The 22,729-nt window shown below is 47.2% G+C and carries 16 protein-coding genes; 6 read left to right on the plus strand and 10 right to left on the minus strand.

The features are described from left to right. Positions 1 to 233: 233 nt before the first annotated feature. Together SK36_RS02495 and SK36_RS02500 are read right to left on the minus strand one after the other, a co-directional pair. Complete coding sequence (locus SK36_RS02495) at positions 234 to 752, minus strand: hypothetical protein (RefSeq protein WP_045446774.1); 519 nt, start codon at positions 750 to 752, stop codon at positions 234 to 236. Further along, the gene (locus tag SK36_RS02500; RefSeq protein WP_048220668.1) at positions 752 to 1,537 is read right to left on the minus strand and encodes a winged helix-turn-helix domain-containing protein; all 786 of its coding nucleotides are present in this window, start codon (positions 1,535 to 1,537) and stop codon (positions 752 to 754) included. Before SK36_RS02500 ends, SK36_RS02495 begins: the two co-directional genes overlap by 1 nt. 502 nt (positions 1,538 to 2,039) lie before the next feature. On the opposite strand from SK36_RS02500, the gene SK36_RS02505 reads away from it, so the two are divergent. Beyond that, the gene (locus SK36_RS02505) at positions 2,040 to 2,645 is read left to right on the plus strand and encodes a helix-turn-helix domain-containing protein (RefSeq protein WP_045449769.1); all 606 of its coding nucleotides are present in this window, start codon (positions 2,040 to 2,042) and stop codon (positions 2,643 to 2,645) included. Between the two features lie 42 nt (positions 2,646 to 2,687). Here the strand turns inward: SK36_RS02505 and SK36_RS02510 are convergent, their stop codons facing one another. From SK36_RS02510 to SK36_RS02520, 3 genes are all read right to left on the minus strand, one after another. Next, positions 2,688 to 4,061, minus strand: a complete 1,374-nt coding sequence (locus SK36_RS02510; protein ID WP_048220669.1) for an HlyD family type I secretion periplasmic adaptor subunit — start codon at positions 4,059 to 4,061, stop codon at positions 2,688 to 2,690. Beyond that, complete coding sequence (locus SK36_RS02515; RefSeq protein ID WP_223307008.1) at positions 4,048 to 6,240, minus strand: type I secretion system permease/ATPase; 2,193 nt, start codon at positions 6,238 to 6,240, stop codon at positions 4,048 to 4,050. Before SK36_RS02515 ends, SK36_RS02510 begins: the two co-directional genes overlap by 14 nt. Positions 6,241 to 6,326: 86 nt before the next feature. Then, positions 6,327 to 7,670: a TolC family outer membrane protein gene (locus SK36_RS02520; protein ID WP_045446766.1), complete on the minus strand. Its 1,344-nt coding sequence runs from the start codon at positions 7,668 to 7,670 to the stop codon at positions 6,327 to 6,329. A gap of 478 nt (positions 7,671 to 8,148) precedes the next feature. Here SK36_RS02520 and SK36_RS02525 point away from each other — a divergent pair, with 478 nt between their 5' ends. Next, a complete protein-coding gene (locus SK36_RS02525; protein WP_045446764.1) occupies positions 8,149 to 8,430 on the plus strand; it encodes a hypothetical protein in 282 nt (93 codons plus the stop codon). Positions 8,431 to 8,468: 38 nt separating this feature from the next. Here SK36_RS02525 and lapD read toward each other — a convergent pair whose 3' ends face one another. The 5 genes from lapD to SK36_RS02550 are packed head-to-tail and all read right to left on the minus strand — an operon-like array spanning position 8,469 to position 15,102. Next, on the minus strand, positions 8,469 to 10,403 hold the full coding sequence (gene lapD, locus SK36_RS02530; protein WP_048220671.1) for a cyclic di-GMP receptor LapD: 1,935 nt from the start codon (positions 10,401 to 10,403) through the stop codon (positions 8,469 to 8,471). Between the two features lie 9 nt (positions 10,404 to 10,412). Further along, positions 10,413 to 11,111, minus strand: a complete 699-nt coding sequence (lapG, locus tag SK36_RS02535; RefSeq protein WP_225761611.1) for a cysteine protease LapG — start codon at positions 11,109 to 11,111, stop codon at positions 10,413 to 10,415. Continuing rightward, entirely contained in the window at positions 11,108 to 11,971 is an 864-nt protein-coding gene (locus SK36_RS02540; protein ID WP_231593066.1) for a transporter substrate-binding domain-containing protein, read from the minus strand. Before SK36_RS02540 ends, lapG begins: the two co-directional genes overlap by 4 nt. Positions 11,972 to 11,984: 13 nt before the next feature. After that, on the minus strand, positions 11,985 to 12,944 hold the full coding sequence (locus SK36_RS02545; RefSeq protein WP_231593087.1) for an amino acid ABC transporter substrate-binding protein: 960 nt from the start codon (positions 12,942 to 12,944) through the stop codon (positions 11,985 to 11,987). Next, positions 12,910 to 15,102, minus strand: coding sequence for a putative bifunctional diguanylate cyclase/phosphodiesterase (locus tag SK36_RS02550; RefSeq protein WP_048220675.1), 2,193 nt, complete (start codon positions 15,100 to 15,102; stop codon positions 12,910 to 12,912). The genes SK36_RS02545 and SK36_RS02550 overlap by 35 nt, the downstream gene beginning before the upstream one ends. Before the next feature lie 1,026 nt (positions 15,103 to 16,128). Between SK36_RS02550 and SK36_RS02555 the strand changes: the two genes are divergently transcribed. The 4 genes from SK36_RS02555 to SK36_RS02570 all read left to right on the plus strand — a co-directional run bounded on the left by SK36_RS02555 (position 16,129) and on the right by SK36_RS02570 (position 22,724). Further along, a complete protein-coding gene (locus tag SK36_RS02555; protein ID WP_331456586.1) occupies positions 16,129 to 18,096 on the plus strand; it encodes a sensor domain-containing phosphodiesterase in 1,968 nt (655 codons plus the stop codon). Between the two features lie 64 nt (positions 18,097 to 18,160). Continuing rightward, positions 18,161 to 20,251, plus strand: coding sequence for a methyl-accepting chemotaxis protein (locus SK36_RS02560; protein ID WP_048220677.1), 2,091 nt, complete (start codon positions 18,161 to 18,163; stop codon positions 20,249 to 20,251). Further along, the gene (locus SK36_RS02565) at positions 20,248 to 21,315 is read left to right on the plus strand and encodes a chemotaxis protein CheB (RefSeq protein WP_048220678.1); all 1,068 of its coding nucleotides are present in this window, start codon (positions 20,248 to 20,250) and stop codon (positions 21,313 to 21,315) included. The genes SK36_RS02560 and SK36_RS02565 overlap by 4 nt, the downstream gene beginning before the upstream one ends. Continuing rightward, positions 21,312 to 22,724 carry a CheR family methyltransferase gene (locus SK36_RS02570; protein WP_048220679.1) on the plus strand — a complete coding sequence of 471 codons (1,413 nt, stop codon included), beginning with the start codon at positions 21,312 to 21,314 and terminating at the stop codon, positions 22,722 to 22,724. Before SK36_RS02565 ends, SK36_RS02570 begins: the two co-directional genes overlap by 4 nt. Positions 22,725 to 22,729 lie beyond the last annotated feature (5 nt).

Here is a 22,729-nt window from a genome sequence, read left to right on the forward strand (position 1 = left end):
GTCGTTTCATGTGAACCCCTGTAAACTCACATAAACCCATAAATTTTTATATCGAAAGCAGCCTGAAGGCAGTAACGGCGAGCTTAGGCTCAGCCTGAATGGGGTATCTTATCACCGACCACCCCAGAGATTCATCCGTGGGATTTAGCGCAATGCGAGGATGAGTCAACCGGTCATCGTGAACCGGACGATAAAACCGATATCCGGGGAGCTGGCGTCAGAAAGCTGAGCCATTATTCATTTCCTGGCAACGCGTAATTCTGGCAGTAAAGATAAGGGATCCCTTCTTTAGTAATCAGATATGTTTCACTATTCATGGCGAATAGATCGACATTGGAGATGCTTGTGTTGGTCAGGAATAAATCGGGGAGTAGCTCCTGAATAATACTGGTGGGAGCTGTTTCACGATTTGAGATATGGATTTCCTGCGATACCCAGACCGGACTTGAACCATAACTGGAGTGTGTAAAGAGCACCATTCGTTGCACGGTTTGATCATTATTCGTTGCATCTTTGATAATGCCATCAATATTCACAATGCCTTTACTATCCCCGGTTTTGATATCAATGACCCCACGAAATGAGGCGGTATTGCGTACTATTTCAATAGTTGCCCGGCAGGCAAGATTATGCAGATGATTATGATTTTTACCGTGCTGATAAAACGCAGTGAGAATAATAACCACGACACAAAGTAGCAGGATAATACCTGTTTGTATTCGGAGTCGGGGAGTGCGAATATTTATATTCATTAACTATCGTACCGTGGGTAATAGATAGACTGACAAGTATTTTTCTGCTCTCTCTGCATTGGGGAGCGGCAAAGGATCACCGACAACTTTTTGGATTCAGGATAGGTTGTTATATAAATATATTTATTGCTCTGACATAACCCAGGGTTTCTGTCGATAAAAGAGGTATGCCGGGTGAAATTGCTGGCATCATGGTTAAAATAATACTGACAATCAGTAGGGTTATTTTGTGCGGTGATATAGCCTGAAAAATAATCATCGCTGGCAGTTCGTGGGTACAGTATCAAACCACAGATGATAATAGTGAGTGCGATGAGCATCGTTTCTGTTTTGGTTATCAGCGGCTTATGCGGTGTCTCATCAGAGAATTCAGTCAGGTCAGCGTTTAGTACGCATGATTCCTCTGCTACTGAAGCGAGAATTTGCGGAGTTTCTATCTCCTCAATCCTAATCTCTTCATTAATAATCAGTCCCTTGCGTTTTATTGTTGTGATAAAGGACGGATCCAGTTCTAACTGAAGAAAACTTTTACGCAGCGAGAGAATGCTCTGGTAGAAGGCATTGAAGCTCGCCTGACGATGATTTTCACCCCAGCCAAATTCCAGCAGTTCGTTCTGTGAGACAACCTTTCCTTGATTTTCAATAAGTAATAAAAGACATAAAGATGCTGTTTGCTTGAGCTTTATCTGTTGCTCAGGTTGGTCCACTCTCGCCAGGTATTGTGTGGCTGGTGTAAAGATTATTTTTCTTTCAATCAGATAACTGACGGTACCAGTCTCGGACATGGTGTCTCTACTCTTGATGATTCATCCAATGGTTGGTCAGTATTGAAAACACTCGAGGCTAAAGGGCACCAATGCCTGCCAGTTTTGCAGCAAGAGCCATGAAGTGTTTCATTTTAGTATCATAATATAACAACAACGATAATTTTTTAATGAAAATAAAACATATTAAAATCAATGAATTGTATATTTTTGGCTATTGCGTAAAGAGGAGAAAGAAGAAATAATGGCTACAAAGGTGATAAGCATTAATTCTCTATGGACAGCGCAATATACTGTTTGGCACCACCACGCGAGAATATGGCTTACGCCGTTAACGCGCCACTGCACCAGGGAAAGCATGGTGGTTAAACTATAATAGTTAAGTTGTTGCAGTATCTGTAGTGCGATGTATACGGATTAACACGATTAATGTAAATGGAAATAAATGTCAGCATATTTTCAGGCTGACATTTATTTTTATTTCTGTTTTTTTGTAAAACATAAAACTGCGTTAGAGAGCCCCATGTTCCAGAACGAAATAGAAAAGTCTGTAGTGCTTATCGGTGAAGAAATCAAAAAATCAGACAGTGCCTGGTTATCCTTACGGAAAAAACGCCAGCGTATTGATCTGAAAGTCGATGGAAATATCTTGTTTCTGGAGAAAGGGACGGTCTCTGTTTATCGTGTAGAAAATGATCTAGTGACAGTGAGTATTTCCGCACCAGCGATTCTGGGGCTACCGCAAATGCGAACGGAGGTAGCTGGACACTATTTACGCTGCGATACAGATTGCGAAATGTGGGCAATGAGCGTGCAGAATGCCGATCTGCTGTTCACCGCTAAAAATCTGTGGAAGCAGGCGTTTGATATTTTAACGCACCATCTGCAACGCTATTTCCAGCGCGAAACGTTGCAGTCTCACCGCACTATCCGCGAACTGATTATCGAACATGTAAAGTTCATTTGGGCGATGGCTCCGGATGTGCGCGAAAAAACATCTGTGTATACCTTCATTTTGACGCGAAACCATATTTCCCGAAGCGCGATCCATAAGGTGTTACAGGAGCTGGTGAGTGACGGAAAAATCATCCTGAATCGCGGGAAACTCTCTTCCTATACCCCTTCCTGAATATACGCGCCCCTGACTTAATGAAAGGGGCACAGTAAGTGATTAACGCTCTCTGAGCGCTTCTGCGCGCGCCCGAAGAATCGGTTTCAGCAGATAGCTTAAAATCGTTTTCTTGCCGGTTAGAATATCGACAGTCGCGACCATGCCTGGAATGATCAACATTGGATGCTCTTTTGTCCCCAGGTAGTTTTTGTCCGTTTGCAGGCGAACAACGTAGAAGCTTCGGCCTTGTTTATCTGTAACAGTGTCAGGACTTATCTGGACCACTTCACCTTTCAGACCGCCATAGATGGTGTAGTCGTAGGCGGTAAATTTCACCATTGCATGCTGTCCTGGATGAAGGAAGGCGATATCACGAGGCTGTATTTTGGCTTCGATGAGGAGCTTGTCATCCAGTGGGACGATTTCAACCAGGTCGCTTCCCGGTTGAATAACTCCGCCGATTGTATTCACCATCACCTGCTGGACGATACCACGCACCGGTGACGTGACCATGGTTCGGTTAACTCTGTCTTCGAGGGCTTTTACGCTGGCCTGGGCTTTACTCAGATTGGTGCGGGCTTCGTTCAACTGTGCGAGCGCATCGCTTTGAAAACGACCGCGGTTTTCGCCGATTTTATTCTCAATCTCTTTAATCTCTGACGAGGCTTTGGGAAGCGTTAGGTTCGTCGAATTTAACTGCCCGGCGGTTTCCACTTCAGTGCGGCGCAGGCGCAGCAGCTCGACTTTAGAAATTGCGCCTGAAGCGAGCAGAGGCTCCGACATTTTGATCTCCTGGCGGATTAAGTCCAGGCTGTGCTTAAACTGATCTTGCTTCGATTCAACGTCTCGTAGCTCCTGTTTTTTCTGTACCAGTTGTTCTTCAAGCCCGGATATTTCGTTGCGAAACTGTTCCCGACGGCTGTTATACAGCTCGGTTTCCCCCCTGGCGACGTCAGGCGCTTGAGCCGCAATGTCTTGCGAGATAATAAAATCCCGGTTCTCCACTTCCGCTGTCAGCCGTTCTACCTTCGCCCGTAAACCGAGTTTATCGGCCTCTGTTTCACCTACGTTTGAGGCAAAGCGCGTGTCATCAAGATGCAGTAACGGAGTACCCGCATTGACGATTTGCCCTTCGTGGACATAAAGCCGGGTCACGATCCCGCCTTCCAGATTCTGTATTTTTTGTAGTTTGGACGAAGGGATGGCTTTGCCTTCACCGCGCGTCACTTCATCAATTTTTGCAAAACCAGCCCACACGAAAGACAGGACAACCAACGTGAGGATCACCCACAGCGTGAGCCGAATAACCCTGGGGGCGTCATCAATAATGGCCAAACTGACTTCATTGATACTGTCGGTTTGATTTTCATCGCGGCCGCGAAAGTAGCGCTGCATATAGTGGCGAGCACGAGTCAGGATCTCAGTGAGAAGCATTTATCTGCCCCTTTTTTAACGCATCCATCACCACCGCTTTTGGACCATCTGCGATGATACGTCCCTTATCAACAATAATCAGGCGCTCAACCAGCGACAGCATAGAGGCGCGATGGGTGACCAGTAATAATGTTTTACCCGCGATACAAGGTGCAAGAGCATGTTTAAGCCTCTCCTCGCTGGTGTTATCCATTGAGCTGGTGGGTTCATCAAGCAGTAGAATAGGGGGAGCAAGTAACAGCGCGCGGGCTAATGCGACCGCCTGGCGCTGCCCGCCGGACAGTTGGGAGCCGCGTTCGCCGACCTGCAGGTTATAGCCATCAGGATGCAGGCGCGCAAAATCGTTGACCCCTGCCAGTTCCGCTGCACGCAGCATGGTTTCATCATCAACATATCGTGCTCCGCACAGCAGGTTGTCCCGCAGTGTTCCGTTGAATAACTGGATATCCTGTGGCACGTAGCCGATGCTGTGACGCAGATCGTTAACGTCTAACTGGCGGGCATCGATACCGTCTATCAGAATGTTTCCGGCGCAGGGCTGATAAAGATTGACGAGAAGTTTGCTGAGAGAGCTTTTACCTGAACCGCTACGCCCGATAATACCGATACGTTCACCTGGCTGAATGGTCAGATTTATTTTGTGCAGTGTCAGGTTTTTTTGTTCCGGGTAACTGAAATCTACATCGCGAAATTCAATGCTGCCCTGTAACTGTTCCCGATTGAGCGGGCTTTCATCTGCACGACGTTCCTGTGCCAGCGACATCATCTTGTCAGTATTTTTGATGGTCAGCTTTGCCTGCTGATAACGTGCAATGAGGCCGGTAAGCTGACCCATCGGCATTAATGCGCGGCCGTTAAGCATATAGCAGGCGATCAACCCCCCCATACTCAGTTTACCGCCGATAATCATGTACACGCCGACGACGATCATCACGACGCCTGAAATTTGCTGGAACCAGCCAGTCAGGTTGCTCGCCAGGCTGGATAAAGTTTTTACCCGGAGTTCCAGGCGGCTCAGGCTACCCAACGTTTGTTCCCATTGAAACTGGCGTTCGCTCTGCGCATTATTCACTTTTATGGCGTCCAGACTGCTGAGTGTCTCAATGAGCAGCGCCTGGCGTTCGCTGGCCAGGCTCATGGTTTTTGCCACCGCAGCATTGACCGGGTTTTGCAGTGCCCAACTGCACAGCAGGGCAATGGGTAGCGTGAGTACGGGGATCCATGCCAGTGCGCCGCCGATGATGCCAATGACAATCAGTAATAGCAGGGTAAAAGGCAGGTCAATAATCGTCGTCAATGTGAGTGACGAGAGAAAGTCACGCAGAGACTGAAACTCATGGATGTTTTGCGCGAAGCTACCCACCCGGGGTGGGCGCTCTTTCATTTCCATGCCGACAATGCGTTCGAACAAGGTCGATGAAATAATGAGATCGCTCTTTTTGCCGGCAATATCAAGGCAGATGCCGCGCAGCATTTTCAAAATCAGATCAAATATAAAGGCCAGACAGATTCCCACTGCCAGTACCCACAACGTGACCGTAGCCTGATTCGGTACAACGCGGTCATAGACGTTCATGGTAAAAAGCGGCGTGCCGAGAGCGATCAGGTTGATCAGCAGGCTGGCCAGCACAGCATCCAGATACAGAAAGCGTGATAGCCTGAGCGTGTCTTTAAACCAGGATTTAGTACGAGGCAGAAAAGCTTCTGTCTGCAAATCGAATTCGTGGCGCGGGTGAGCAAAAATAGCCTTTCCGCCATAGTTGTGTTCAAGCGTTGTTAAATCGACACATATTTCCCCGCCTTCACTTTCACTGGGCATAAAACGGGCGCTGCCATCGTCGTTCCATGCCAGCAACACACCTGTTCCGCCGGAACGCAGTATCAGGATGGCAGGCAAAGACATCGCTGGGATCTTATCGAGTGAGCGTGTTACCACTCGCGCTTTTAAACCAGCTCGTGCCGCAGCACGTGGAAAAATATTCAGCGTGAGTTGATTGTTTTCTAATGGCAGGCCGCTGCTTAATGTTGAACGGCTGGCCTGCTTACCGTGCAGAGAGCAGAGAATAAGCAAACTATCTAATAGCGGGTCATCATTATGGCTACGGGGATCGTGCTGTTGAGACGAGCTGCGATAAGTATTCTCGGGGACATCATTTAATAATTCGGCTTGTGCACTCATTTTAGCAACCATTTCTGAACGCACACTTAAAATAATAGCAAGCTAATGATAAGTGCGCGGAGTCAGAGATTTATTTTAATTTATTATTAATGCAGTTCGGGCAAGTTGGTTTCTTCTTCAGAATCCACTGGTTGCCCTGATGGAGGCGGGGTGATTTTTAGAACATTCATTAATTCACCCGTTCTTTCGCTAATACGATATCCGCTGGTTACAGCCAGATATCGCAATTCAACAAGCCGACGTTTTGATGAGAAAACTTCATTTTCACTATCAAGTAAATCCAGTAGTGTACGTTCGCCAAGACTGAATTGATCCTGATAAGCGGTACGTACTTTTACGCTACGGTCGGCATATTCTTCTGCCGATGGTAGCTGGGCACGTGCGTTTTGTAATGCAGTCCAGGCCAGACGCAATTCCTGATTCATCTGTCGTAATGTGTTATTGCGCACATCCTGAGCCTGCTTATGCAGGTAGGCGCGAGAATCCATAGTCGCTTTGTCGCTGCCGCCCTGGTACAGGTTGTAATGCAGTTTTACCATCGCCTCCCACTGTTCCGCGTGCGCACTGGTGGTATCCGTGTTGTTGCTGATCCCGCGTGACAGTTCAACGTCAACACGTGGATAGAAGGTTGATTTTGTCGCTTCGTACTGCTGGTGTGCGGCTTCAATATCCGCATTGGCAGACTTCAGTAATGGACTGTTTTTCTCCATCCTACTTTTGGCGTCTTCAAGCGAGGTCGGGAGCTGTGTATCGATGCTTTCCGGCTGGCTTAAACCTTCCGGATCCATACCTGTTACGCTGAAAAAGGTGGTTTTCGCATCTTCAAGATTGGTTTGCTCGGTCAGCAAATTGTTACGCGCTTGCGCCAGGCGAGCTTCAGCTTGCATAAAGTCGCCTGAACGGCCAACGCCCTGATCGGTACGAAGTTTTATTTGATCGTAAATGCGTTCATGGTTTGCCAGATCGTCCTCGGCAAGGCGGACAAATTCTTCACGTTGCAGCACATCAAAGTAGGCCTGAATCACAGAGAATGCAGTGTTTTCGCTGGTGTTCATAACGCTGTAAGCGCGTGAGTCAACGGTGGCTTTTTGCCGGGCGACTTCGCTGGTGGTTGCAAAACCATTAAACACATTTTGTTCCAGGCTAAGCGTTGCCTCATTGGGAGACTGGGTCATACCGTTAGCGCTGCCAGCGGCGCGGGTTGTTGCATCATCAATATTTTTGCGTCCAGCCTCCGCATTCAAATTCAGCGACGGTAAATACCCACCTTGTGCGGCACGAAGATCTTGTTCTGAAGAGTAACGACTATTTATCGCCGCATTAACTTCTGGATGATTAGCTAATGCATCTTTAACGGTGTTGCGTAAGTCTTCTGCAGAGGCTGAATTTATTGAAAACAACGAAAGCAGAAAAACTAAAAATATCTTCATAACATGAATGCCCTGTATCTCACGGTTATGACATCCATATGTCTTCACCATCATCTATTTTTACAAATGCGTGATATTAATTAACAAACATGAATTATCCAGATCGAATATTGCATGCGGCTATTCAGAAACATGTTCTGTCATATCGTGTTTTAATTTTAGTTATTTTTTATTATATTCATTTGTCAGTCAAGTCTCATATAAATACGTTTTTAAAAATGTGTATTTTTCCATATTGAGTGTTTAATGTTTACATTAATTTAATGTGATATTTGTTTGTGAGTTTATTAATAGGGTTATAAAAATAATGATGAGAGTTGAGTAAGGTTATGGTCAGGAAATTACTCGAGGTGCTTAACGCCGAGTGCTGTTCACGGTACGCCGTTTTCACCGATAGCCAAAAAAACATATTCACCAAACAATAATTACTTCTCTATGGGACAGGGCAGCCGCGTCACATCACATATAAGGCAATAACATGAATTCGCTACCACCTGATACAAACATGCAGTCCGCGAGTGAAAACGACAGCAAAAGCGCTGAAATTGATAACCAACAGTTCCTCGCCATGCTGCAAAAGAGTGACCTGGAAATGGTACGCGTGCTGGACGATCTGATTTACCTGTTGATCCGTAAAGGTGTTATTGCCATTACGGATCTCCCGCCGAAGGCGCAGGTTAAACTGATGAATCGTGCGAACGCCCGTCAGGAACTTGGCGGGTTAGAGCAATTGCTTGGCGGCGATGATCGCATTTTTTAATCTCAACAGGCAGACTACTACGCAGCCTGCCTGTTTTTTCAACGTGGAGCGGGTTCACCCAAAAGCTGCCCCATTGCACCGTCAACCCCCAATGCCTGTAGTACTTTTAGTTCACCTTCTGTTTCAACACGCTCAGCAATCAGCGGTAAATCAATACTGCGTGTGGCGTTGCACAACACTTCAATAAACAACTGCTTATCTTTTTCTTTATCGATATTGCGGATGTAACTGCTGTCGATTTTCAGCCAGGCAAGTCCCCATTGCGAAAGATGCCCAATCATATCGAAGCGGCTACCGAAGTGTTGCAGGCCCAGCGAGCAGCGAAGCTGACTCACTGCTTTAACAAACATCGCCATCTGGCCCGGCCCTGGCAACTGGCTTTCATCCAGTTCAAGGATCAACTGACTGGCAAGCTTAGGGGAGTATCTCAGTGGATTTAAGAGCTCGGAAATAGCGCTGGCACTGGCTAGCGAGCTGCCAGAAATACTCAATGCTAACATTCCGGGTGCGATTTTTAGCTGATTTAAGGTCAGTTTTAACATTACCTTGTCAAGGCGATGACTCCAGCCAAAGCGGTGGATCCACGGCAGGAATCGACCCGCATTAATGGTATTACCCTGTTCATCAACAATGCGCGACAGTACCTTGTAATGCAGGATCTTATCCGGCTGATGACAATCCACAACGGGCTGATAAACCAACTGAAATTGCTGGTTCTCCAGCGCCTGTTCCAGGCGAACAAACCACAAATGCTGATCTTCGTTCACCGTTGCCACCCCGATGGCGGTAACGCCCTGATGGTCGGTGTGCGTTTCTGCTTCCACCAACTGGCGGTCGGCCTGAATCAACAGCGATTGCGCGTTATCTCCAGCGCTGAATGGCACCATGCTTGAGTAGGCGACCGGCTGCTGGTCTGACATTCCAGTGGCATAAAATGAGGTCAGCTTTTGCGTGAGTGAATGGCGCAGTTCCAGCATTTCACCCTGTGTGACACCTGGGCAGATCAGGGCGAACTCGCCACCACGAATACGGGCGAGTGTACTGTCGAGGGGAGCATACTTTGCTTTATGCGTATTCAGCAGGTTGGCAATGTTGAGCAACAGTTTATCGGTATGTGGCCCACCAAACCGCTGGTTCAGCCCCCCTAAATCCTGAACGCGGATCAACATCAAATATCCTGGTGCGGTATCGGTATCACTCAGGCGCGCCTGTAACTGCATATCGAACGCCCGACGATTTGCAATACCGGTCTGGCTGTCGAGATAAGCTTCATTGTGCAGGCGCTCGCTGTTGATGGCTTGTTCTTCAAATAATGATTTGAGTTTAGTGGCCATCAAATTCATGGCTCCGACGACGCGCCTCAGTTCCGGTGTTTTAGGCAGTTCTTGCAACGTCAAAAATTCGCGACGTGTAATGGCTTCCGATTGTTTCGCCAGATAATTGAGCGGGCGCAGCAGTTTACGCAACAGCAGAATGCCTGCGAGCAGGCAGGCGAGGCTGCAGGAAAGCATCCAGATAAGATTACCTAATGTGCTGCTCCACAGACGCTGAACCGCAAAGATAGGATCGCTGGTGACGTCTACGCGTGCGCCTTGTTGCCAGCCCCGCATGATTGTCGCGTGGCCTGTTTGTGGTGCCACATCCACCAGATCAACAAACCAGCCGGGAACATTCGGTATTGACGCCGCAGCGTGCCGCTCAAGCATCGTTGTTCCGTTTGTCAGATCAACAATGCGGATTTTTTGGTAATAGCCGCTATCAAAAATTGAGCTTACCATCAGCTCAATCATTGCCGGATCGTCGATGTTTGGTGTGAGCGAAACGCCCAGAGCCGTTGCCGCGTCCTGGGCATGTGCAAGAAGCTGGTTGCTGTACTGATTGCGAGAACTCTCCAGCGTCACGATAAAGCTGCCGCTGAACACAATCATCATAAAGAGAGAGATTGCCAATAGTAACTGTTTAAAAAGAGACACTGACGATTCCTATTTATCCATTGGGAAGCCTTCTTCCCGCATTTTTGTGAATACTTGCTGCCAGCGAGAAAGTCTCTTGCTGTCCCCAATACGTTTATTGTTCTGATTGCCAGGCAGCCAGAGACCACTCTCGTTAAAGGAGTAAACAGGTAATAAATCCATACGCTGCGTGGCAGGTGAAAGGGTGTTTGTCAGGCTATCGAGTACCAGAGGAATGGCGCCAGGTGTGGCATACCAGGTCAACACCATGTGCGCCCTGTTATAGCGCAGGGCTTTAACGTAGGTGATGCGCAGTTTATCGTCAGCAACGCCCAACTGTCGGAGAGTGAAATACTTCGCGATGGCGTAGTCTTCACAGTCCGCTTCACCTTTGCGCAGGGACTCCACGGGTGTTGCCCAATAGTCCACGCTATGCCAGATGTCGCTATCTTCGGCGTAGCGTAATTGAATATTAAAAAACCGGTTTACCTCGCGTAATTGCGTTTTTTCGTCTGCATTACGTAATTGAATTAAAAGCTGTTGCCAGGCGTTGATACGCTGTTGAGCGACTGCATTGGCTGGTCCATAGAGTGCATCGGTCTTCTGCATGATTGTGGCGAAATCCCATGCAGCACGTAACGAATTGACCGCTAATAGCAGTAATAGCGCCCCGGGAAGCTTCCAGAGGCGCAATAATCGAGGGAGTGAACAGACGCTGATAATGTTCAATTGCGCTGTGGACAACCGATTGGTGGCTGATTTTTCATATTTTGGCAGGAATAGGGCATCAGCCATTTTTTGCGCAACTGTACGTCTGTCTGTGAGGCAAAGATAGTCTTCAGGGTACTGTCTACAAACGCCACAAACCGTGGGTCGTTTTTCCTCATCATAATCGCATAGTGCATATCAGTGCCGATTGTTTCTGCGGATATACTGAATATTTCAGGATGTTCACTATGATTAATCAAAGGATAGGCCAGGATATCATCAATAAAGAATGCCGCGGATTCATTCTGCGCCATTTTATTAAATGCACCGTTTATCGTTGTGGAAGTCATCGTTGAAATATTGAGATGTCTCTCTCTGTTGGTCTTATTGAATTCCAGTAAATCTTTCGAGCTGCCTGGCAGACTTACCGTTCTTCCTTTTAGATCTTCAATCGTATGTATATTATTTCTACGTAAAGAGATGATGCGCATTTTTGCGATATAGTAATCGACAGAAAATGAAACACTGGAAATACGTTCTGGCGCATTAGCATTTACACTACAGTCCATATCTATTTTACGATTTTTTAACGCTGAAAATCGCTCAGAAAAATTCACCGGAATATAATGAATGGTCAAGGTATCGAGCTTCAAATACAGGCGTAATTTATCCGCAATGATGTTACATACCGCAATAGTATAACCTGTAACTTTACCGTTGTGGTCGGTAAAGGAGAAGGGAGGGAGCTGACGATAACCGACGTTCAGTACGCTGTTGTTCTGAATATGCTCAAGCGTCGAGGCATCCTGCTGTGCCATCAGTACAGGGGACACGATAATGCCAACCAGTAAGATCAACCAGTGCATGGCGCGTTTCACCATTGTCATCTCATTATTAATTATACTTTTCATAATCAAAACTGATCTTCTTTTTAGCCGCCGTTAATGCTTTCAGATTGTCTGACATGGGGATGTTTAAATTGATGGCTTTTGGTGGTATCGGAGACTGAAACCATTTAGTGTAGAGGACGGTGAACTCATTGCTGGTTATCAGTGAGGATAGTGTGCTATCAACAAACTCTTTAAATTCTTTATCGTGTAAAGGGATTAGTAGCCCTGCGGGAAGAGGATCGCTGAGCGCAATATTGGATAACTTATAGTCCTCAGGATTTTCAGCTTGTGCAATCATACCTTTAAGTAATACGGTGCTGGAAATAAGCGCAGAATATTTACCGCTCTGGATCTCATGGAAGGCGATAGTGTTGTTGGTATCAAGTTCAATGTTAATATTCAGGGCATTTGCCGCATTGATTTTTTGTAATTGGTCTACGTATACCGTTCCGCTTTTTACCAGGACGCTGTGTCCGGACAGTTCTTCCAGAGCGTTGTTGTATTCATTTTTCCGCATCATATAGCGGGTACTGGAAAAGTAAAACGGCAGTGAGAACTCACTGAGGTTGTGTCGACTTTTTGAATAAAAAGCAGGAATGCACATGATATCTGCCATGTGTTTTTTAATCAGCACAAACTGTGATGCCGAATTTGCTTTTACCCACTCAATTTTCAGATTTTTAAGCTGGAGCTTGGTTTTGAGTGCGCTGACGATATTTTTGCAAATATCAATGGAATAGCCAGTGGGAGATTTCCCCTCCAGATAAGAGAACGGAAACGCATCATCCTGGTAACCGAGGCTGATCGTATTCTTACTGGCAATCTGCTCAAGTGTGTTCGCCCCCTGCGGAAGGCTCGTTGCGCAGTGCGCTGAGAGAGAGATTAACAAAGAAACGACGAGCAGCATTTGCTTCGTCAAACGTAATATCTCAGGCATGGGCTGGCTCTTCTTCGATAAGGACATCGGCAAAAGCAGACAGTACCTCGCGTTCGCGAAGCGGATAGCTAAAGAAGTACCCCTGAACATTTTTGCACTTTATATCACGCAGGATGTCGCGCTGGAGCGGTGTTTCCACGCCTTCCGCAGTGACTGAGATATTGTATTTGTGAGCAAACTGGATCAGCATAACAATCAAATACTGACTGGCATTATCCTGCTCGAGCTTATCGATAAGCGTTCGGGCAATCTTGATCCGCGTGAAAGGGTAGATCAGCAAATAATCCAGTGCCGCATATCCTGTCCCCAGATCGTCCATCGCGATGTCGATCCCCATTGAGCGAATCTCTTGCAGAACGGGTAGCGCAATAGATTTATCCAGTTTTTCGGATTCGGTGATCTCTATTTCAAGGCGGTCAGCCGAAAGATGGCTGGTGCGTAATGCATCTTTGATGACGTCGACCAGCCCGGGGCTGTGCAACTGGTAGGCTGATACGTTGACAGCAATGCGGATTCGTTCCGGCCATTTGGCGGCCGCTTCGCAGGACTGGCGAATAATCCATTCGCCTAAACGCACAATCAGACCAGAGCTTTCGGCAATATTGATAAAATAGTCAGGATAAATCAGTCCCTTGGTCGGGTGATTCCAGCGAATCAGTGATTCATATCCGCAGATACTTTCATCTTCCAGATTAACGATGGGCTGATAGTGCAGTTCGAACTCCTCGTTATCAATTCCATCAATAATTTCCTGGTTAATGAACAGGCTGTGTGTTTGCTTCATGACCATGCCATCTTCGAAGAAATGGAAGCAACCGCGGCCATGATGTTTAGACGCATACATGGCAAGGTCAGCGTTGATCATCAATGTCGAGGTGTTATTGCCCTGATAAGGTGCGGTGGTGATGCCAATGCTGCAACTAATAGAAAAGGTGTGGGAGCTTGAGCTAAATGGTGTGCTCAGCGCACGGATGATGCGCTTTGACAGGCGATTAGCTTCTTTGACGGCGTTATCGCTGACCTGTTGCAAAATAGCAAATTCATCGCCGCCCAGACGGGCCGCCATATCATCCGGTCCCAGCAGTAACTGCAGACGCTGGGCAACGCTGACTAACACTTCATCGCCCGCTTTGTGGCCGAAGGTATCATTCACTGGCTTGAAGTTGTCGAGGTCAATCAACAGCAGGTTGAACTGCTTTCCTTCCTGATGGATTTCACTGACACGCTTATCCAGCGCCAGACCAAAAGAGACACGGTTTGGTAAGCCAGTCAGCGAGTCATGATGGGCCATATGTTCCATCTTTTGCGACATTTCATGCATGCGCTGCAGATAGCCGCGTTCTTTCATGGCAACCCGTAATTTTTCAATAGCGCCTGCCAGATGCCCAATCTCATCGTCCTGATCGAGATAAGGGGTTACGCAGTCGGTTTCTTCCCTGGCAATGCGGGTAAGGGAGTTAATCAGTAGCGGAACCGGGCGGAATAAGCGACGCATGAACATTGTTACCAGCGCCAGCGTCACCAGTAAAATTAATACGAAAATGACACCGCTTTTTTTCAGCATCGCATCGTAGGCAGCGTACAGATCGCTTTTCTTACCGATGCTGCTGATCAGACTACCGAGGATTTCACCTGACGGCGTCAGAATAGGCACAGCACTGATGAAGCACTCTTCGCCGTTAATTTGGGCGAACCCGATATAGTAATTGACCAGTACGTCATGGGGGCGACGATCGGCGAAGGAGATTATCCCGTCTCCCTCTTCTGATTTATTGTTGATGCCTACAAATCCCTTATCTGGCGTATAGAGGAACAGCCAGGTAGGGTTATGTGTTTGTACTGATGCCAGAGCCAGAACATCTACAGGGTTATAACCGGTCTGGAGAATAGAGTCAGTATCACCAAGTTGCCTGTCCGATACGATACGGGATATCTGCCCTGCGTCGCTGGTTTCAACTGAAACGTTGGTATATACGCTGCGAATAATGTAGGTCATGATCTGGGCATTCGCCTCAGCTCTCTGCACCCACTGCTGATAGGAAAAGTTGTCTATCAAACTCCAACTGGTAAAGGCCCCCGCGCTAAAAGCGATGATGATCCCCGCCAGCAAAAACTGAGTTATTTTGCCGGTGATTGAATGTTGCCACCCCTTAACTGCTTTAAGGGAAAACAGAGACTTTGCCACGGATTTCGTTAATTCCTGATAATACTAATATATGCTGAATAGACTTTTTACTGCTCAGAGCCTGTCTCATTAGGCTATTTCGCTTACTATATTGAAACTGCGCAGCGCTACATGTGTGCTCCGGTTGTTACGCGCTAACCGTATTCAACCGTTTACAATAGATGAAAGGTATGAAATCCCTCTGTCACCACAAGTGATTTACAGGTGATCAGATAGGGTAATGAAAAAATAACGGGTTACGAATATAGGTAACGCTGTCCATTTCGTCAACAGGCAAAACTGTACATTAAAATACATTTTCTATCATCATTCCTTCATTATATTAAAGTTGACATTAATACTGTATGGGAATTAAATTTGCGCGCACTGGTAAGATGTGCCGGGAATGAGTGTGCGTGAAACTTATAACTTAAGGCGCGTCAATGAATTAGGCGCCTTTTTATGAGGCTAAAGAGCATTTCTTCTCTCATGCAATGTCCATTTTTATCTATAACTGATGGTTTATTTTCTGATTCGAACTGAATAAGATAGTTTCTTCATTACAGAACCTTACTTTATTTTCTCAGTGCGCGTTCAATGTTAAAAACTTCACGATAGTTAATCGAATGACTCAAATGGATTTGTTTGTAACATTAAAGCCGAGATTAAAGTCCTGTTGGTATATGCTCGTCATACTTTAAGTTGTATAAGCATTGGCTGCGTTTATTCATCCGAATCACTTACTACAGTAAGCCCGTCGGCAGCCACTCTTGCCCTGCAACTCGAATTACCCAGAGCATGGTGTATAGCGGATAAATTGATTTGGACGCAATAATAAAGACAAATTCTGTCAAAAGTATTCAGGAATGGTGCCTGCCACTAGCCTTGCCTGGACTTTTTTATCTGCTGGCACAATATCTTAACGGTTACTGTATTTTCAATAATAATATTTTAACAGTTTACGATCTCAAGTTGGCCGTTTTTTCCGCCGCGTTGGTACTTTTTGGTTTTCGGGGACTACCAGGATTTATTCTGTTTTTGACGGTAATGTTTCTGGTTGGTCCACAAGATGGACGGGTGGATGCGCTATGCCTGACGATGGCATCAACATTGAGCTATGCAATTTACCGCAAAATAACGGGCAAGCGTAGCCGCGCCAGCTTTGGTCGCATCAAAATCAGCCTAAATCGCATAGTCTGGTTATGTGGCTTCAATATTTTACTGTACCTGGTTTTAAGTAAAATATTGGCCGTATTTTTTCCTCACAACCTGCGCCCGGATGTGGCTAATTTACATGTATTAAGTCTGGAAATGCTGGTGCGCATCCAGGGGATCACCAGCGGTTGTCTGACGGGAATTCCCTTTTTCTACAAAGTCTTTCGGATCCTGCGTCGCCCGTCGTATCTGTTTACATTTAAGAAGTCCCTTGGCTATCAGGGTAAAAGTGATGTCAGCGCATACGGTGTTATTACATGGTGGACGCTGCTGGTTTGTCTGATGTTATGTTTAACATCACCGAATATTACGAATATTTTTTTCTCGTTCTATTGCCTGATTCTACTGTTCCCGTTAATGCTGTGGGGAGCCATAAAGATTGGCCACTCGTTTACCATGCTGGTGTGGACAATCGTGTTAATTATTTTAGGTAAGCATACCGACACTTATATCGCCAGCGACGAAAGTTTTATGCTGCATCAGGCGCTGGTTTCAACGCTTATCATTGTCTTTTCTCTCACTATTGTTGTCATGGGAGCATTGGCTAAATTTACCCGTCAGCGGTTTAGCCAGGCCTTGTTGTTGGGGCTGACTGACCCGATGACGGGGATGGCGAATTTACGGGCGCTGAAGACAGAGTTATTTACTACCGATCACGCAACGGTCTGCCTGATTCAGTTGCCTGAGCTTGAACTCTTTTCCCGCCGCTATGGTTTTCATTTTCGCGCGCGCTACCAGAAGATTCTGGCTGAACATCTGCAGCGATATTTAGTTGAAAGTGAGAAAGTTTATTATCACGCCGGTTATGATCTGCTGATCAGGCTTGAAAATTGTACGTACGAGCGATTATGCGATTTGTATCAGGCCGCCAACAGTTTTCGCCTCTTTCATAACAACCAGCGGCTGGGGTTTCGTAGTGGCCTGGGTTATTGCCTGATTAATGATATTAGCGATGACATCTATCAATTGGTTGGCAAACTGGGCATGGCTGCGGGTTTATCGCTGACCAATGGCCGACCTGAAAATCTTGAAGCGCAGCATAGTCGGATCCTCGGTAACCACATTGTCGATAAAACGGATATTCGCACGGCATTACAAAATGCACTGGATAACAATGCATTTGTACTGATGGCTCAGCCAATAGTCAGTACCAATGGTGAAGATCCGTATCATGAAATATTGATCCGCATGCTGAATGATAAGGGGGAATTTATTCCACCAAATAGTTTTCTGCCGGTTGCGCATGAGGCTGGATTGGCACCAGAAATCGACTTATGGGTAATAGAAAATACTCTGAAAGCGATGTCGAGCCACCCCAAACGTTGTTTCTCTATTAATCTGGCCCCGGTGACGGTATGCCGTTCAAACATTGTCTCGCAGATCACAAAACTCTTACAGGATTACGCGGTGGATCCCCAGCGGGTTATTTTTGAGATAACCGAAGCCGATACGCTGTCAGATAAAGAACAAACCGTTGAAACGCTATGTTTAATTCGCAAGCTGGGATGCCGCGTAGCGATTGATGATTTCGGTACCGGGTTCGCCAGTCATGCACGTCTGATGAATATCGAAGCAGATATTTTGAAAATAGATGGCTCATTTATTCGACGGATCACTGAAAGTGAAATCAGCTACTACATCGTTGAGTCATTCTGCCGCGTCGCCGAAATGAAGAATATGCAGGTGGTGGCTGAGTTTGTTGAAAACGCCAATATTCAGGCATGCCTGGAAAAAATGAATGTGGGGTGGTTACAGGGATATCACATCGGCAAGCCGACGCCGCTGCTCACGCTGGAATAGCGTAGCGCTAACGCAATTATGACTCAAAAAAGAGCAGTTTCTTCTCAGGTAGAGAACAAAAATTATGAGTGACATTATTAAAGTAAAAGAACGTTCGGTTACCGTATCACGAGGTGGGCCGGGGACACGCTTATTATCCTCATTGCGCGATATTCATCCTGGTGTTGCGATGAAGCTCGGAATGATTCTGGTTGTGTGCATCGCCACGCTATTGATTGGTGCCTCTTTTATTTTATCGTCTTATCTGTCCAAAGAATTGCAGGTCAATGCGCTGGAAATGATTAAGACCAATACGCGCATTTTCCATAATAGTATTTCTAATGAGTTTCAGAGGGTCACCAGAGATGCTGAGCATTACAGCAATGTTTATATTAACAACTACCAAAACGTCGCAGGAAAACCGCTGCGCTATATGGATGCAGCTGAATTAAAAGCGGTTCTGAGCAACCCAAATACCAACGCGCATTTCACCGAGTTAACCAGCGTATTCGCCAGTACTTTTGTTTTGCAAGGCGAACAGTTTGTTCGTGTTAGCAGTACGTTACTGGCGAGTTCTGGTAACACGGCGACGGCGACAGCATTGGGACACGATAACCCTGCATTACCGCTCTTGCTGAAAAACAAACCTTTTTCTGGCGTTGTTACGCTATTTGGAAAGCAGTTTATTAGCCACTATGAGCCGATTGCCGATAAGTACGGTCAGGTTGTTGGCGCTGTTGCGGTGGGTTTTGATGTCAAACAAACCCTGCAACCGATTATCAGGCAACTGCTGGATGTGCATATTGGTAAAAATGGTTACGCTTACGTGCTGGATGCCGGATTCGAACCGGGACTTATGCTGGCGCATCCTTCGCTAAGTAACCAACAGGCTATCAATATTACTGACGCCAATGGTTATAAGCTCTTTGCCGATATCCTCGAACATAAAAATGGGATCACCTATTACAACTGGGTGAGCGGTTATGGTGCTGCTCCCAAGACCAAAGTCGCTGTCTATGAATATATTGAAGGGATCAATTGGATCATTGCCACGACCAGCTATGTGGATGATGTTGCCAGGAGCAGCAACCTTGTTCGCAATGGTTTATTGCTGTTTACCGCTCTGCTGTTGCCAGTCATTTTACTGCTTATTGCCGTTGCCAGCCGTTTCCTTATTTCACGCCGTTTAAATCGGGTGCTGAGAATTGCCCAGACCATCGCGGAAGGTGATTTAACAGTTGATGTCCAGGTTGACCACCACGACGAGATTGGCGAACTGCTTGGCGCGGTAGAAATGATGCGTCAGCGCCTGCACTCGCTGGTGGGGGATATGGTCTCTCACGCCAATTCGGTACATCAGGCATCGCTGCATATTACTGAAGCTGTAGATGGGCAGGCATCAACCAGCGTGGAGACGTCATCTTCGGTAGCGGAAATCACCTCTACGATGGAGGAGCTGTCAGCCTCCTCCACCCAGATAGCCGAGCATTCGCGCGCGGTCGTCGATATTGCAAATCAGACGCTGGAAGATTGCAACAAAGGCTCAGATTCCATGTCGCAATTGCTGATGCGTATGACGGACATCGACAACGATAATCAGCAAAACATGCGAGAAATCATGATGCTCGGCAACAAGTCGACGGAAATCAGTCGCGTAATGGTGATTATTAATAGCGTCGCGGATCAAACTAAACTGATTGCCTTCAATGCGGCGCTGGAAGCGGCCAGTGCCGGAGAAGCTGGAAAACGTTTTTCTGTTGTGGCAGCTGAGATCCGTCGCCTGGCCGATTCGGTAACCGAGTCGACAGTTGAGATCGAGAATAAGATCAGCGAAATACAAAATGCGATCAACCGCCTGGTGCTGAATGCGGAAAAAGGCGGTGAGAGCATCAAAGCAGGAGCCAGAGCCTGTAAAGTGAGCGCTGAACATCTGAACGATATCGTTGTTACCGCAGAACAAACGTCTACGGCTGCGCTGCAAATTTCACTGTCAACACAGCAGCAGAAAACGGCAAGTAATCAAGTGGTGATGGCGCTACGCGAAATTGTCGTCGCCAGTAACTATACCTCGCAGTCCATCAAAGACATTCTGATCGTAAGTCAGGATATGACGCAGTTGTCGAAGGCGCTGAAAGAGGCCTCGACGTCATTTACCCTGACGGATATGGATGCATGAACAGCGACAACATTCGGGTACTGATCCTCGACCTGGGCAGCGTCTCGCGCAATGACCTGGTTAAGCAACTGGAAGATCACCTGCATATTAAGGTCGTGGGGCAATCCGCCCATCGTCGACAGGCGATTCGACTGTTGCAACAACTGATGCCTGACCTGCTGATCCTGACGCTGGAAAACTCGACCGCCGATAACGTCGAGGTCGTTGAGACCATTATGGCGACCAGAGCTATTCCCATACTGGTCATGCGCTTTGGGGCTGAAAATAACGGGGATGAGGATTACATTTCCCGCGGGGCGCTGGCGGTATTGCACCAACGCAGCGATGCGCCTTTATCGACAAACGCGCTACATCGCAAAGTGGAACTGCTGGTGGGGGTGAAAGTGATCCGTCATATCAAGGGATTACGCCATCCTACAGAGCCGATAATCCCGGTCATTCACCCGGTGATGGATGCGATAAAGACTACAGCAGACTGGCCCTTTGTGCTGGCGATAGCCTGCTCGACCGGAGGGCCGCAGGCGCTAAGCAAGCTACTGCAGGATTTACCCGGTACGTTCCCCTGTCCGGTACTCATTGCCCAACATATTGCCGATGGTTTTGCGAAAAATATGGTGCACTGGCTGGACAGCGTGACCGATCTGAAGGTGCGACTGGCGCAGGAAGATGATCGGGTGGAAGCGGGGTATGTGTATGTATTACCGCCTGAGCAACATTTGATTGTTAAAAGCGATCAACGTCTGGCAGCGATCCCGCGACAGGACAGTGATGTTTATCACCCGAGCTGTAATCTGCTACTGGAGTCGGTCGCAGAAGTGTTCGGTGAAAAAGCTGTCGGGTTGATTATGACCGGGATGGGGAGCGACGGCTGTCGTGGCATTGAACTCATTTTCCAGCGTGGAGGCAGAACGCTGGCGCAGGATGAAGAAAGTTCTGTTGTTTTTGGTATGAACAAGAACGCTATCGACAAGCAACTGATACATCGCACGATCCCGCTGGATGGTCTCGCAAAGGTCCTGCTGTCGATGGCTTTTCACGGGCATTTCGAGAGCCAATTGCCATGATACCCAATCTCCCTGATTATGCCCGGTTGATAAAGGACCGGGTTGGTTTGCACTTTGATAATGCGATGGAAGCACTGCTGAAATCGGCGCTGAGTCGACGAATGGCTGAGCGGGCTATCAGTAATTATTATGAATACTATGAGCAACTCCGCCTTTCTCAGGATGAGTTCGATAGTTTCATTACGCTGATTACGATTAACGAAACCTATTTTTTTCGCGAAAGCGATACGCTGGATTTAATCTGTGACAAATGGGTGCCTCGTCTCCTGCAGCAACGTAGCGGACCGGTACGCATCCTGAGTGCAGGATGTTCATCAGGGGAAGAAGCTTACTCGCTGGCGATCAAGTTGCATGAAAAATATCACGATGACATGGCGGGGCGGGTCGAAATCTACGGTTGTGACATTGACCCGGCGATCCTGACCAAAGCCAGAAATGGCAATTATTCCAGCTACTCGTTTCGTGGCGTCGAACCGCTTATCCAGCAGCGCTACTTTACCCGTACAGGCAATCAGTATCGTCTGCATGATGCGATCCGTGAAAAAGTCACGTTTCACCGCGCTAACATTATAAAAGAGCAATTCCTGCCAGAGATTGACATCATTTTGCTGCGCAATGTGTCTATCTACTTCGACACGCCAACACGCCGCGAACTGCACGGTAATTTGCTGAAGATGCTGCAGCCACGGGGAGCGTTGTTCTTTGGTAATGCGGAAACGCTGGCCAACAATTTCGACATCCTTAAGTTGGAGCAAGAAGACGGTATCTTCTATTTTTGCCACCATAGCGAATCTCTCCGGGTCGTACCCACGCCCAGGGTTGCGGCACGAACGCCACTTACAGCACCTCCTGTTGTTATCGAACCACCTGCGCCAACGGCTCTTAAGTCTGATGACTGGCTGAAAAAGGCACGTGTCTGCCTCGATGAAAAATGCTTTTCTGAGGCTGAGGAATGTATTGCCTGCGTATTGCGTAATGATCCATGTAATCAGGATGCGCTGATTATTCAGGGGGTGATTGCCCTCGAACAGTGCGAGTTTTCTCAGACCGCTGGTAATGCGCAACAGATCCTCGCGCAGGATGAGTGGTCAGCGGAAGCCAAAATGCTGCTCGGCCTGGCAATGATGTGGCAGCACCAGACACAGCAGGCTATCGCATGGTTCAAACAGGTCGTCTATCAGGAGCCTGGATATTGGCCCGCCCACTATTATCTGGCCGAAATGTATCGACAAAGCGAGCTGCGGCAACCCGCACAGCGCACGTATCGCGTGGTGATGCAATTGCTCAACGATGAAATGAAGAATCCTTCTACGGTTTGTCGTCTGCGTTTACCTATGGTCTTTCCTGGCAATACGTTTCGTTTTCTTTGCGAACATCAACTGGCGCAATTCGCCCATCAAAGCGGGTAACAAGA

The sequence above is a fragment of the Citrobacter sp. MGH106 genome (assembly GCF_001037495.1).
GTDB lineage: Bacteria > Pseudomonadota > Gammaproteobacteria > Enterobacterales > Enterobacteriaceae > Citrobacter > Citrobacter murliniae.